Source organism: Alteromonas sp. 4NH20-0104 (assembly GCF_057547795.1).
In genome coordinates, this window is the sequence record NZ_BAAJLP010000012.1 from 1 (window position 1) to 13,135 (window position 13,135).

Annotated in this window: 12 protein-coding genes; 6 read left to right on the forward strand and 6 right to left on the reverse strand. The window is 49.0% G+C overall.

Annotated elements, in window-relative coordinates; all coding sequences use genetic code 11:
* The 4 genes from AC27IB_RS10210 to AC27IB_RS10225 form a co-directional block, all read right to left on the reverse strand.
* The coding region (locus tag AC27IB_RS10210) for a hypothetical protein (protein WP_487120702.1) at positions 1-585 on the reverse strand (585 nt) is incomplete at its 3' end.
* 563 nt (positions 586-1,148) lie between these two features.
* Positions 1,149-4,256 (reverse strand): efflux RND transporter permease subunit, encoded by a 3,108-nt coding sequence (locus AC27IB_RS10215; protein WP_296049027.1) that lies wholly within the window; start codon positions 4,254-4,256, stop codon positions 1,149-1,151.
* The gene (locus AC27IB_RS10220) at positions 4,249-5,307 is read right to left on the reverse strand and encodes an efflux RND transporter periplasmic adaptor subunit (protein ID WP_296049029.1); all 1,059 of its coding nucleotides are present in this window, start codon (positions 5,305-5,307) and stop codon (positions 4,249-4,251) included. The genes AC27IB_RS10215 and AC27IB_RS10220 overlap by 8 nt, the downstream gene beginning before the upstream one ends.
* 110 nt (positions 5,308-5,417) lie before the next feature.
* Entirely contained in the window at positions 5,418-7,175 is a 1,758-nt protein-coding gene (locus AC27IB_RS10225) for an ABC transporter transmembrane domain-containing protein (RefSeq protein ID WP_296049030.1), read from the reverse strand.
* Positions 7,176-7,421: 246 nt separating this feature from the next.
* On the opposite strand from AC27IB_RS10225, the gene rpsP reads away from it, so the two are divergent.
* The 5 genes from rpsP to AC27IB_RS10250 all read left to right on the forward strand — a co-directional run bounded on the left by rpsP (position 7,422) and on the right by AC27IB_RS10250 (position 9,970).
* A complete protein-coding gene (gene rpsP, locus AC27IB_RS10230; protein ID WP_070174859.1) occupies positions 7,422-7,673 on the forward strand; it encodes a 30S ribosomal protein S16 in 252 nt (83 codons plus the stop codon).
* A gap of 26 nt (positions 7,674-7,699) precedes the next feature.
* The gene (rimM, locus tag AC27IB_RS10235) at positions 7,700-8,221 is read left to right on the forward strand and encodes a ribosome maturation factor RimM (protein ID WP_487120705.1); all 522 of its coding nucleotides are present in this window, start codon (positions 7,700-7,702) and stop codon (positions 8,219-8,221) included.
* Positions 8,222-8,266: 45 nt separating this feature from the next.
* Positions 8,267-8,983, forward strand: a complete 717-nt coding sequence (trmD, locus tag AC27IB_RS10240) for a tRNA (guanosine(37)-N1)-methyltransferase TrmD (protein WP_487120843.1) — start codon at positions 8,267-8,269, stop codon at positions 8,981-8,983.
* 18 nt (positions 8,984-9,001) lie between these two features.
* Entirely contained in the window at positions 9,002-9,361 is a 360-nt protein-coding gene (gene rplS / locus AC27IB_RS10245) for a 50S ribosomal protein L19 (RefSeq protein ID WP_070174949.1), read from the forward strand.
* 102 nt (positions 9,362-9,463) lie between these two features.
* Positions 9,464-9,970, forward strand: coding sequence for a maltose acetyltransferase domain-containing protein (locus AC27IB_RS10250; protein WP_487120707.1), 507 nt, complete (start codon positions 9,464-9,466; stop codon positions 9,968-9,970).
* Positions 9,971-9,995: 25 nt separating this feature from the next.
* Here the strand turns inward: AC27IB_RS10250 and AC27IB_RS10255 are convergent, their stop codons facing one another.
* Both AC27IB_RS10255 and AC27IB_RS10260 read right to left on the reverse strand, forming a co-directional pair.
* Positions 9,996-10,724 carry a glucosaminidase domain-containing protein gene (locus tag AC27IB_RS10255; RefSeq protein ID WP_487120709.1) on the reverse strand — a complete coding sequence of 243 codons (729 nt, stop codon included), beginning with the start codon at positions 10,722-10,724 and terminating at the stop codon, positions 9,996-9,998.
* 100 nt (positions 10,725-10,824) lie between these two features.
* A complete protein-coding gene (locus AC27IB_RS10260) occupies positions 10,825-11,880 on the reverse strand; it encodes a serine hydrolase domain-containing protein (protein WP_487120711.1) in 1,056 nt (351 codons plus the stop codon).
* Positions 11,881-12,106: 226 nt separating this feature from the next.
* On the opposite strand from AC27IB_RS10260, the gene AC27IB_RS10265 reads away from it, so the two are divergent.
* Positions 12,107-13,048: an RDD family protein gene (locus AC27IB_RS10265; RefSeq protein WP_487120713.1), complete on the forward strand. Its 942-nt coding sequence runs from the start codon at positions 12,107-12,109 to the stop codon at positions 13,046-13,048.
* Positions 13,049-13,135: the final 87 nt, after the last annotated feature.

Below are 13,135 nucleotides of genomic sequence, written 5' to 3' on the forward strand. Positions count from 1 at the left end.
GGCAGAGGCCCCCTTCAGAGCACCGAACAATGCACCGCACCAAGACTCATATTTTTCTAATAAATCAACATATTCAGAATTTGACCACTCGACTAAATCACGAATGCAATTTTCGACAGTCAGAATATCTGAGAACCCATATTTTTCTTTTACAGATCGAACTCCCTCATCACATGCAGCTCCCCAAACTAAAATCGTACCGGATGGATCAACAAATGAACCTGCTTTAACTTTTACCGAATTGGGTTCTTTGGCGATTTCTAGAAATAGCTTAAATGCATTCTTTTTATGATGTTCTAATTGCTTTGGGCTTTCGAGTCTCCAAAATCGATAATTATTGTACTGAATTTCACATTTCATCTCGGAAACATAATACTTACCATTTTTTTCGAACAAGAAATCGAGCGTGTATGGTTTGTTGTTCTTATCATACAGAGTTGGTCGAGTTTCGTTAATATTATAAGGACTTCGGATATCTCTTGCCCAAATTCGTACAATTTCTTCGTTGAAGATGCCGAAAACTCTGGACAAGAAGCTTCCTTTTTCATGCGGTCCATCTTTGAAAACTTCTGCTAAATCATCCATATACTATTTTTGCCTAACATCTTATTATAGAGATTTCACAGTAACACGCAGTCTTACTCATCCCTGAACTCCCTACATAATTTATTGATAACAATACCTTACACCTGATTATGAGCCATTTTCCAATGGTTTATTTGAGTGTTACTGTGAATTCTCAGTAATAACTGCACTCATATTAAGTAAAGTTTTTTTAAAACAATAGCCTAGCTAATACTTAGCCTGATTGCATGTATCTACTGAGAAGTCTCATTAATCCCAGCTCTGTTTTATACCAAACCCCTACATTGGTGCTGCCTCCATGCAAATTTCTATAGTTTTACAATGCGTGTTACTAAGAATTCTCAGTAATTCCGGAAGAAATGAATTAACGTAGTTTCAACTAATGTGATGGGATATGAGTACGAATTGAGAAGGTCCGCTATGAGAAATTAGAAGTGAGCATTTTCGCCATCGTATATTTCTGCTATTCGATTTTAGCCGTTCTGGAAAATTGGCTAAATTATTTACTGCCCTAATAAAAACAGCCCGCATTAAGCGGGCTGTTTAATGGTTAATACACGGCTTTATACTTCGGCAGCGGCCAGTTCATCTTCAAGCTGTCTTGTTTCATCGGCTCTTGGTTTGGTAAAACGCGCAAGACCAAGGTAGATAACCGGCGTTAGGTAAAGTGTAAAGATTACCGCAATACCAAGTCCGCCAAAGACAACCCAACCAATGGCGTTACGGGCTTCGGCGCCGGCACCGCTGGATAAGATAAGCGGTAAGCCTCCCAGAATGGTGGACACCAGCGTCATCATAATCGGGCGCAGGCGAACCTTACCGGCTTCAACGATCGCGTCGTAAACACCGTAGCCACGGTCACGCAACTGGTCGGCAAATTCAACCAGCAGGATGGCATTCTTGGCCAGCAGGCCAATCAGCATTACCAGACCAATCTGCGAATACACATTAATTGACGTGTTAGTAAGGTAAAGGGCATAAATCGCAGCGGCGATCCCAAAAGGTACGGTCAGCATAACAACCACGGCGCTGTTAACACTTTCGAATTGCGCGGCCAGTACTAAAAAGACAATGACAAACGCCAGGATATAAGTCATGGCGACCTGCTGTGAGGTTTCCTCATAGGCCTGTGCCTCACCGAGGAAAATGGTACCAATGCCTTCCGGTAGTACGTCATCGCCAATGTCTCGTAGCTTCGTTACGGCATCATTGATGGTGATATCTTCCGGCATGCTCATGTCGAGCTTAATTGCGCGGCGTTGGGCCTGTCGCTCTAGCTCCGCTGCCACACCTTCTTCAGTAATATAGGCGACGCTGGATAATGGGATAAGACTGCCGTTATCCGACTTCACATACAGGTTGGTAAGGTCAGACGGATCGCTGGTATTTCTGTCATTGGTTTGCAGAATAATAGGGATAGCCTGATCGCCAATATTCAAATCAATGATGTCATTACCACCAATAGCGGCTCGTAGAGTTGAGGAGATGTCACTAAGTGGTACACCCAACTCATCAGCCCGGCGACGGTCGATGTTAACCCGCAGTTGTGGCTGGGTGGGTTTATAGCTGATTCGGGGCGCACCCAGTTCCGGCATTTGCTCTTCAATGGCGGCAGCATAAATGAGTGCAGCATCGTAAATACGCTCGTAGGTGTCACCAGTAAGCGCTAGCTCAAGGCCGCCGCTCTGTCCGCGCAGGTTAAGGCTGTTGCCACCAAAGGCATTACCTGGTGCGCCTGGCACTGATTGCAGCTTAGGGCGTATTTCACCGATGATTTCCTGAACTGATTTGTCACGCTCATCCCAGTGTTTTAAATCGGCGGTGATAAATACGATATTCGGATCCCAGCTGCCTACCACGGTGTAAATAGAAGCGATTTCCTCGCTTTCCACATAAGGCATCAGCAGGCTTTCCATACTCATGGCCTGGCGGTCCATAAAGTTGCGGCCCACACCATCCGGTCCGCGGGCAAATATCCGAATGGTGCCGCGGTCTTCGCTGGGCAGTAACTCGTTTTCAATGCTCTGTGACGTAAAGTAAGCGCCACCAGCTGCCAGCAAACACAGAACCAGCACTAACCAGGCGTATTTTAAAGACCATACCAATGTGGTTTTATAAAACTGCAGGCAATAGTGACCGAGTCGGCCCAGCGTGGCATCAAACAAACTGCGTTTATTGGCTTTTTGTGATTTTACCGGCAATCGGGCGGTTAGCGCGGGCACCAGTGACAAGGCCACAAAAGAGGAGATGATCACTGAGCCGGCCAGTACACCGCCAAACTCACGGAATAATCGCCCGGCTGTTGAGGGCAGAAAAGCAATCGGGATAAATACCGACGCTAGCACCGCCGTAGTCGCGATAACTGCGAAAAATACTTCCCGTGTACCAATTACCGCAGCAGCTCTGGCACCTAAGCCCATAGCACGGCGACGCTGAATGTTTTCTGATACCACGATAGCATCATCTACAATCATACCGGTGGCCAGTACCAGCGCCAGCAGGGTCAGAATATTTACTGAAAAGCCGAGCAGCCAGATAATTGCCAGGGCACCGGTCAGAGAGACCGGAATGGATAACGCCGGTACAATGGTTGCGCGCCATGAACCGATGAAAAACAACAGGGTAAAGATCACCAGCATAATGGTGAGGCCTAATGAAAACGCAACTTCCTCTACCGAATCACGAATAAATTCGGCGTCGTCGGAGGTAACCTGAATTTGCATTTCAGGAAAGCGCTCATCGAAGGTGTCGACCATGGCCAGAATTTCATCAGAAATCTCAATGGTGTTTGAGCTGGCCTGACGGATAACGCCAATACCAATAACCGGTTTGCCGTCCAGGCGCACCGCGCTGGTGGAGTCGGCCGGGCCAAAGTACACACTGGCCACATCACCAATACGGGTATCGCCGGTGATCACAATGTCTTTGATGTCTTCGGCGGTAAGCGAGGTAGCATCGGCCCGCACGATAAGCATCTGATCGCTTGACTGGATACTGCCAGCTGGTACGTCAAACGGGGCAGTGCGCAGTACATTGGCTACGTCTGTCATCGACAAACCAAAGCTGGTGAGTCGTAACGGGTCTACCGATACCCGCAGCACCCGTTCGCGGTCGCCATTGAGGGTGACATCCGCCACACCAGGAATACTTAAAAATAACGGCGCTAAATCGGTATCTACCCGTTCGGTAAGGGTTTCGGCATCCAGTGTTTCACTGGAAATGGCCAGGCTGACAACGGCCTGAGCATCGTTGTCTGCCTTGATAATAGAAACCTGTTCCACTTCATCGGGTAATTGCCGTTGTACACGGCTGACTGATTCACGGGTTTCGTTGGCGGCATCGTCAAGATTGATGCCGGGGCGAAACTCCACCCGTACCCGGGCAGAGTTCTCTTCACTTTGCGCGTAGATGTTTTTCACGCCACTAACCCGGGCGACTGCACCTTCAAGGTGAGCGGTAACTTCTGCATCCACGGTTTCAGGTGATGCATTGGGATACTGCGCGCTGACCGTAATGGTGGGGGTATCCACATCCGGCAATTCCCGAACTTCCAGCCCGTTTAAGGCTGCATAACCTGCGATGGCAATCAGCAGGTTTAAAACAATAATAAGTACCGGACGGCGAATCGATAACGAAGGCAGGTCGTTATGATTGTCAGCAAGGTTACTCATTGCTGTCTCTCCGCGCCAATGAGGTAGTAATAGACTGGCCTTCACGCAGTGATTGAATACCTTCTGCAACCAGCAGATCGCCGTCGGTTAAATCGCCACTTACTAAAATTGTTCCGCGCAGGCGCTGATGCACGCTCACATCCACACGTTTGGCTTTGTTATCCACCGCGGTGTAAATATACGCGCCGGTAGCGCCCCACAATAGGGCGGCTTCAGGGATTGCTGCGTAACGCTCACCCTGCAGATTGAGTTTCACCCGAAAGCTCATGCCAGGGCGGTAGATATCACGTTCGTTGGGTAATAGAGCTCTGGCCGCCATAGTGCGATCGGTGTTGTTGATACGGGAATCTAACTGGGCAATGTCAGCGGTCAGCGATACATCGCGGGAAGACCAGGGCTGCAAAGTCACCGAGGTCTCAGACATTAACAGAGACACGGCAGACTCCGGCGCCCGGAAATTAACATACAGGCTGGTGCGGTCATCGAGGGTGGTGATAACCGTTGTGGTGGTAATACGGTCGCCGACCTCCACATCGGTTAAGCCTACATAGCCGGAAAAAGGCGCGGTAATGTGGCGGTCTTCCAGATCGGCTTTAGCTTCATCGAGGGTGACTTTAGCCAGGTCGCGAGCAGTGCGGGCGATGTCGATTTCGCTTTCTGCCACTGCGCCCCGGTCGCGGCTATCGACCAGGCGCTTGAGCGCCCGCTCAGTATCCTCAAGCTGTAATTCAGCACGGCGCACCGCAACTACCTGACGGCGATCGTCCAGGGTCAGTAAAACATCACCTTTATTGACCTTCTGACCGGGAGTAAAGTTTACCGCTGTTACTTCATCGGCTACTGCCGGATAGAGCGTAACAGATTTAACGGCTTCCGCTGTGCCCACGGCTTCTACGTTTTTTTGTTCGTGCATAAACTCAATTTTATTGAGCACTACCAGCTTGGCACTGTTGCCCCTGCCGCCCCAGCTCTGTGCTGAGGCTGGCGCTGTCATTAACACCAGGTGTGCCAGGGCACCTATACAAAGCATTCTTTTCAAATTTTTTATCATGTCGCTTCCTGAATACCTCTATCATCAACTGCTACGTAGTTAACACAAAGAGGGAGCATTATTATTTTATTGTTAATAATTCGTATTATCGCTAAAGGTGTGATGGCGGGCTAGGGAATGAGTTGCAACTCGGCGTACTCCTTATACAAGGTGTCGCTTTTTATTAATTCTTCATGTTTTCCCGATGCCCGCACAGCGCCGTTATCCATTACTACGATGCGGTCACACATTTGTACCGTGGCCAAACGGTGAGCGATAACCAGAGTTGTGCGGCCTTTAATGAGGTACTTCAGCGCTTGCTGTACTTTGTGCTCACTCACTGCGTCAAGCGCGCTGGTGGCTTCGTCAAGCAGCAATACCGGGCGGTCGGCGAGGAATGCCCGGGCAATAGCAATGCGCTGGCGTTGTCCGCCGGAGAGTTTAACCCCGCGTTCACCGAGCTGGGTATAATAGCCGTCGCTTAATTCGTTAATAAAGTCATCCGCAAAGGCCTGTTTTGCGGCTTCAATTACCTCTGCTTCGTTCGCGGTGGGCCGGCCATAGCGGATATTCTCTATCACGGTACTGGCGAAAATAACCGGCTCCTGAGGCACCAGGGCAATTTGTTGACGCAGACTGTCCAGAGTGAGCTCGGTGACCGGGGTATCATTCAGTTTAATGTCACCGCCCTGAATCGGATAAAAGTGCTGCAATAACTGGAATAACGATGATTTGCCAGCCCCGCTGGGGCCTACCAGGGCAACACATTCTCCCGGGGTCACCTGTAATGAGAAGTTTTCAAATAATCTGGCGTGTTCGGTGTAGCCAAAATTGACCTGCTCGAATGCGATCAGGGGCGGCTTGTCCAGCGGCGCGATGGCCAGCTGGCCGGTATTATTATTGGCGGTAGTGGCCAGAAGCTCAAGTAAACGTTCGCTGGCGCCCACTCCGCGTTGGATCTCACCGAGTACTTCGCTGATGGTAGCAATACTGCTGCCGGCCAGCACCGCATAAAATAAAAAGGCGGATAATTGCCCGGCACTTATCTGGTCTGTCATGACCTGGCGAATCCCCAGCCAGCCGATACCGATTACCGATAACATGCTCACCAGCATGATGACGCCAATTAACATGGAACGATAATGAATACGACGTGAGGCGGCCTGTAACGCTGAGCTGACTTTTTGACTAAACTTTTGTTGCTCACTGGAAACCGCATTAAAGGCCTGAACCACCATTATCTCGTGCAGGGTTTCGTCTATTTGTGAACCCATGTCGGCGATACGATCCTGACTCTGGCGGGAATAATGGCGCACCTTCGGTGCTATTATTTTCAGTGGCACCAGTATAAAAGGTACCGCAATTAACACGCATAGCGTTAGCATAGGGCTGGTGAAGGTCATTAAAATAATGGCACCAACAAACCCCACCAGCGAGCGCAGCGCCATCGACAAGCTCATACCCACAACGGTTTGAATCACACTGGTGTCGTTGGTAAACCGGGAAATCACTTCTCCGGTGCGGGTTTCAGCAAAAAAGCCCGGCGTGAGAGTGAGCAGGTGATGATAAACCTGAATGCGGATGTCGGCGCTAATCCGTTCGCCAAGCCAGGTCATCAGGTAGAATCGAAAATACGTTGCCAGGCAACCAACCACGGCAAACAAAATAACCCAGCCAATCGCTGCATCCAGTCGGTTAATGTTGCCCGCACTGAGCCCTTCATCAACCGTCAGCTTTATGCCCTGGCCGAGCAGCAACCAGGCCGCCGCCGCAATGGTTAGCGCGGTAACCGCGCAGGCGACTTTTAATTTGTATGGCCAGAGCAACTGGCCCAGCCATTTGAGTACGTCTTTGGTTAATATCAAGGGCGTTGCCGGGAAGTGGTTCATTAGTGAGTGGCATTATGAGTGAGAGAGTCATTAATGCCCAGTTAAGATGAGTTAAGAAGTGTAAAGGACCAGCCAGGTTACTTTGGCCTGCCTATTCCGCTTCGTTTCACTACCATTTAATTGCTGATAAGCCTTGCAATTTAATAGCGTATACGTATAATTCCGCGGCCTTTCGCCTTGTCTGTATTTCATTCAGGGTTTGAAAAGGTAAGTTAACGGTAACGCTACAACGAGTTTGAGGCATTTATGGTTACTATTCGTTTACAGCGTGGTGGCGCCAAAAAGCGTCCATTTTATCAAGTAGTGGTTGCAGACAGCAGCCGTGCAAGAAACGGTCGTTTCATTGAAAACGTCGGTTTCTTTAACCCAACTGCACAAGGTCAGGCAGAACGTCTGCGTTTAGACCTGGAACGTGTAGAGTACTGGGTTGGTGTTGGCGCAAGCTTATCTGAGCGCGTTAACAGCTTGGTAAAAGAAGCTAAAAAAGCGGCAGCATAAGCTGTCCTTAATTCTGGTAGGTTTAGATGAGTCAAGCGTCTGACAAAGTGGTTATTGGCAAAATCGGTGCTCCATACGGAGTGAAAGGTTGGGTCAAGATCAACAGCTATACCGAGGTGCCAGAAGGTATTTTCGACTACAGCCCGTGGTTACTGGCTGATGACAGAGAATACCAGATTGATCAATGGCGACCGCATGGTAAAGCCATCGTAGCAAAGCTGGTTGATATTGATAGCCGGGATGATGCCGAGCGCATTAAAAACCTGGATATTGTTATTGAGGCTGAGCAACTCCCTGAACTGGGTGACGATGAGGTTTACTGGCGTGAGCTTAGCGGCATGCAGGTGGTAACTACGCAAGGTTATCAACTGGGTGTGGTTAAAGAAGTGTTTAATACCGGCGCCAACGACGTGATTCGCGTTAAGGCAAAGGCAAACGACGCTTTTGGTCAAAAAGAAAGACTATTACCGTTTGTATTCGACTCAGTCGTACAAACAGTAGATAAAACCGAGCGGGTGATTACGGTTGAATGGGATCCGGGGTTTTAAGTGACCGCGGAAAAATGGTTCGGCATTATCAGTTTGTTTCCTGAAATGTTCGCTCCCTTTACTCAACAAGGAGTAATAGGGCGGGCAGTGAAGAACGGCACACTGGCAGTAGAGCATTTTAACCCAAGAGACTTTACACACGATCGTCATCGCACTGTCGATGATCGCCCTTATGGTGGTGGTCCTGGCATGTTAATGATGGTTAAACCGCTCACTGACGCAATTGCCGCCGCCAAACAGGCAGGTGGTGAAAACAGTAAAGTGATTTACCTGTCTCCACAGGGTAAACCGCTAACCCAGGCTGGCGTTAAGTCGCTGGCAGCCAACAACAAGTTAATCTTGTTATGTGGCCGGTATGAAGGGGTTGATGAGCGCGTAATTGAAAGCCATGTTGACGAAGAATGGTCAATTGGTGATTACGTGTTAAGTGGTGGCGAACTGCCTGCCATGGTGATGATGGACGCAATTGCACGGTTAGTGCCGGGAGTACTCGGTCACAGCGACTCAGCAATTGAAGATTCATTTACTCATGGTTTGCTGGATTGTCCACACTACACTCGCCCGGAAGTACTCGACGGTAAAGCGGTACCAGGTGTGTTACTAAGTGGTGATCACGAAAAAATCAGACAGTGGCGACTGCAGCAATCTTTAGGTAGAACTATGCTGCGCCGCCCTGAGTTATTTAACGACCTAGCTCTGACTGAGGAGCAACAACGGTTACTGGAAGCTTTTCAGGCGTCGTTGCAGCAAGATGACAGTTAACTAGGATGAGAGGATATGATGAGCAAAGTCAGTCAAGATATCATCAAAAAAATTGAGCAAGCACAGCTTAAAGCTGATGTTCCTGCGTTCGGCCCAGGTGACACAGTGATTGTTAAAGTTCGTGTAACTGAAGGTGACAAAGAACGTCTTCAGGCATACGAAGGTGTTGTTATCGCTAAGCGTAACCGTGGTCTTCACTCGTCTTTTACAGTACGTAAAATTTCAAGTGGCGAAGGCGTAGAGCGTGTGTTCCAAACACACAGCCCGGCGGTATCTTCTATTGAAGTGAAACGTCGCGGTGCAGTGCGTCGCGCCAAGCTTTACTATCTGCGTGAGCGTTCAGGTAAATCTGCACGTATCAAAGAAAAGCTTAACTAAGATTACTAATCCTTGCGTTACTGTTAACTTCGAAAAGCCCGCTATTGTTGCGGGCTTTTTTGTGGCTTACTATCGGTAAGACATTCACCAGACAACACTATCATGACCCAACCGCAAGAAGCTATCTGGCAGCAGGTTTACAGCGGCCAGTGGTATCAGACCCAGCATCCGCAGCTAATTGCAGCGCGTGATCACGCTAAGCGGCTATGCGTTCAGCTCAACCAACTGCCGGTAAGCGAAGAGGCAAAGCGCCAGGTGCTTCTCAGCCAGCTCTTACCCAACGCAGCACATATAGGTATAGGCAGTGATTTTGCCTGTGACTACGGATTTAATATTCATGCCGGGGATCACGTTACTATGGGCGACAGGGTAGTGATCCTGGATGCGGCGCCCGTGTCTTTTGGGGCAAACGTTAGCATTGAGGACGGCGTTGTCATTGCGTCGCTCACACACCCGCTGGAAGCGGCAAAACGTAAAGCAGGCTGGCAGCAGGCACAATCGATTGAAATTGGCGATGACGTTGTTTTATCCGCAGGTTGCACAGTTCTTCCGGGCGTCGTCATCCCGGCTGGCACGGTTATCGAACCGGGTAAAGTGGTTACCCGGTAGTTTGCGGCTGAAGCGGTTTGTGGTGTTAGTCGTACTGCGTGAGTTTATTAAAGTTAATCATGGCTCTGAGCTCTCTGCCGTATTCCTCGCCGCGCTCTGAATAACTGTTTAACCCGTGGCTGAGTTCAATGCCAGTAATATTCGCATCCTGCTTACGTAATGTCTGACGGATGTTTCTTAACGAGCGGTATGCATCATGACTATTAAGGTTCATCATGTAGCTGGCTACCGAGTCTTTTGGTGAACGAAAGTCAGCCACTTCATGCACCTGGTCCTGACCGCGATCGTTAGGCACGATGCCGCAGCCTTTTACAAAACACCACTGACCAAAGAAATTATTGCCCAGCTGGGCAAAGCGTGAGGTGCCCCAGGCGCTTTCGTTAGCAGCCTGAGCCAGCGCCAGCGACGCCGGCACGATATCCACTCTGCGCAGTAATACTGTGCACAGCGACTCAGCCTCAATATCTGTTTTATCTACCCGGTATTTCACTGCCAGGTCAGACAGGTCTGCGTTATTTTCTGCATTTTTTTTACAAACATCCTGCACTTCGGCTCTGTCGGCCTGAATTTCACTGTTTACGTCGGCTACCAGCGGTTCAAAATAGGTGAAAAATGCGGTTTTACGTTCAGGCCCGGCGGGGTATTGTGAGAAGTCGGGTGGGGTAACTCTGCTAAAGAACGCAAACCATAAGGCAATGGCTATCAGTACCGTGACTACAGTCAGCAAAATTTTATTGTTTTTAAGGTTAATCATACTTTCCCCGTTTGGTTTTTTTTAGGGTGAACACACAGGCTCTGTACAATTAATAGCGTTCAGAAGCAAAAACAGATCATTGTAGACCTGGGTAAGCGTCTCACCTGCTTTCCTCTAACATATTAATAATACGGCGATAAATAATATCGCCAATCAGCCATTGCGAATCCCCGCTGGTGCTGGCAAAAATCACGACTACAGTATCACTTGGTTCATGATAACGCGCAAAGCTTAAATAACCGGGTAACCAGCCATCGTGACTGTTGACGTACAGGGTGGTGTATAACGCTTGTTCCTCAGCGGTAAACAGAGACCCGTTATTGAGTGCTCTGAGAAAGGCCGCTACATCTTTCGCGGTAGCGACCATGGCGCCGGCGGGACTGACAAAAGCAAGGCGTTTAAGATCCTCGTCGTAACCTGAAACATAGCCACTCATCAGCCGCTGTGATGAAACCTGGCTTAAGTCATCAAAGGTGTTTTTCAGTCCCAGCGGAGTAAGGAATTCGGTTCTGATGTAATCCTGGTAACGGTAACCCAGGGTTTTGTCCATGATACGCCCAAGCAATAAATAGTTGGTGTTTGAATAGGCGTAGTCTTCACCGGGGGCGAACAGTGCCGGTTTGTCATAAACCAAAGCCAGGCTTTTGTGGGTTACACTGGCACTATCAAACGGGGCAAACCAGTCATAAGCCGGATCATCTGTGTAATTAACAATACCGCTACGGTGCTGAACCAGCATGCGCAAAGTAACTTCTCCGGCATGGGTTATACGGGCGGCTTGCTCGGGCAAATACTCAAGCAATGTGGTATCGAGATTCAACTGCCCCCTGGCTGCCAGTCGGGTAACGGCTGCTGCCACATAAAGCTTACTCACACTGGCTATTTTAAACAGTGCGTCGGACTGCGCTGGCTGCCCGGTTTGCTTGTTATGCCAGCCTGCGGCATAGCTTTTCGCTGGCGCATCGTTGCCTTCATCCACATAAACAACCATCCCCGCAATGCCGTGCTCTACCGCGCGATTAAGCTCTGTCTGTATCGTTTCGGATTGCGGCGCCAGATAAATGAACAGGGCATTAAGTGGTGCGAATAACGCTATACAGGTTACTGCGACAACCAGTGCCAGTATCCGTAAGGCATTAACGGTTCTACGTTTCATTGCCGTGAGTCTGTGTGATTAGGAGAATAGCAAACAGATTACGGCTAGTTGTGATGGATTGCCAGCAACCTTTGTAACAAGGTGTTTTATTGGCGGTTTTTTGCTTAACATTTTGATTATGCTTGCTATATTGGTTAAGCAAAGCGAATAACAATATTATCGGGCAGCGGCTTCTCAGGCATTTAATGCGCCCAACAAGTCAGTCAAAGCACATAAGGAATGGAAAATGACGCAGCAACCTGATTTACCCTGGATATCCGGATTCTGGCGGCGAATTGTCGCACTGATTGTCGACTCAATATTACTGGCGTTGGGGGGATTTGCACTGGGGGTAGTGCTCGAATCGGTGTTTATACAAATGGGTAGCTGGTCGGTATTCATAGGCTTCTTTATCTCACTTGGTTATTTCGGCGTGATGAACAGTCGCTACGCTGAGGGCCAAACATTGGGTAAAAAGCTTCTGGGTATTCGGGTTGTCGACGGTAATAACCAGACTATCTCGCTGGGTCGTTCACTGCTGAGATATTGTGTTTATGGTATCCCTATTGCTTTACAGGTTGATTTTCTGCCGGCAGACGGTACTTTTTTCTGGGTCCTGTATCCGATAGGGGCACTACTTATAGGCGGTTCCTTCTCGATACTGTATTTGTACGTGTTTAACCGTCGAACACGGCAATCCCTGCACGACCTTGTCGTTGGTACATATGTGGTTTATGCCGGTGCACAACAGGAGGAAGTCAGAGAGGTGTGGAAGCCACACCTGGTAATCGTTGCACTGTTGTTCATAATTGGTTTTATCAGCCCTAGATTTATCTTCATAGTTTTTTCCTCCGGCGAGTTTGAACAGATGCTCGTAACGCGGGCCGCATTAATGCAGGAGCCAGGTGTTAATACCGTAGGGATCATGGCCAGCTCAACCAGCTACTACGCCGATCCCGAGGACCAGGCAAAGAATTCACAGACGAGTGTGGATCTGCAGATATACATTGATTCAGATCGGGTGAATGACAGGGAATATGCCAGGGAGTTTGCTGAAAAAGTGTTAGCGAATTATCCCGACGCCAGGGGTAAAGATGCTATCTCTGTCGACCTTTATTACGGCTATGACATTGGTATCTGGTCGAGTTGGGAGATAGGTAGTTATGAGTTTAATCCGTCCGGTTTGTAAGCCGGGAACGCCCTAAGGGTTGCCCTCAGGGATAGCCCTATCACGTCATCCCGGCCTTCTAGCCGGGATCTTCTTAACAGGCTGACG

Bases quoted from the DNA above. Each gene is read 5' to 3' on its own strand.
- AC27IB_RS10255 (WP_487120709.1), bottom strand. From the start codon at position 10,724: ATGATTAACCTTAAAAACAATAAAATTTTGCTGACTGTAGTCACGGTA.
- AC27IB_RS10215 (WP_296049027.1), bottom strand. From the start codon at position 4,256: ATGAGTAACCTTGCTGACAATCATAACGACCTGCCTTCGTTATCGATT.
- AC27IB_RS10260 (WP_487120711.1), bottom strand. From the start codon at position 11,880: ATGAAACGTAGAACCGTTAATGCCTTACGGATACTGGCACTGGTTGTC.
- rimM (WP_487120705.1), top strand. From the start codon at position 7,700: ATGAGTCAAGCGTCTGACAAAGTGGTTATTGGCAAAATCGGTGCTCCA.
- rplS (WP_070174949.1), top strand. From the start codon at position 9,002: ATGAGCAAAGTCAGTCAAGATATCATCAAAAAAATTGAGCAAGCACAG.
- AC27IB_RS10250 (WP_487120707.1), top strand. From the start codon at position 9,464: ATGACCCAACCGCAAGAAGCTATCTGGCAGCAGGTTTACAGCGGCCAG.
- AC27IB_RS10220 (WP_296049029.1), bottom strand. From the start codon at position 5,307: ATGATAAAAAATTTGAAAAGAATGCTTTGTATAGGTGCCCTGGCACAC.
- AC27IB_RS10225 (WP_296049030.1), bottom strand. From the start codon at position 7,175: ATGAACCACTTCCCGGCAACGCCCTTGATATTAACCAAAGACGTACTC.
- trmD (WP_487120843.1), top strand. From the start codon at position 8,267: ATGTTCGCTCCCTTTACTCAACAAGGAGTAATAGGGCGGGCAGTGAAG.
- rpsP (WP_070174859.1), top strand. From the start codon at position 7,422: ATGGTTACTATTCGTTTACAGCGTGGTGGCGCCAAAAAGCGTCCATTT.
- AC27IB_RS10265 (WP_487120713.1), top strand. From the start codon at position 12,107: ATGACGCAGCAACCTGATTTACCCTGGATATCCGGATTCTGGCGGCGA.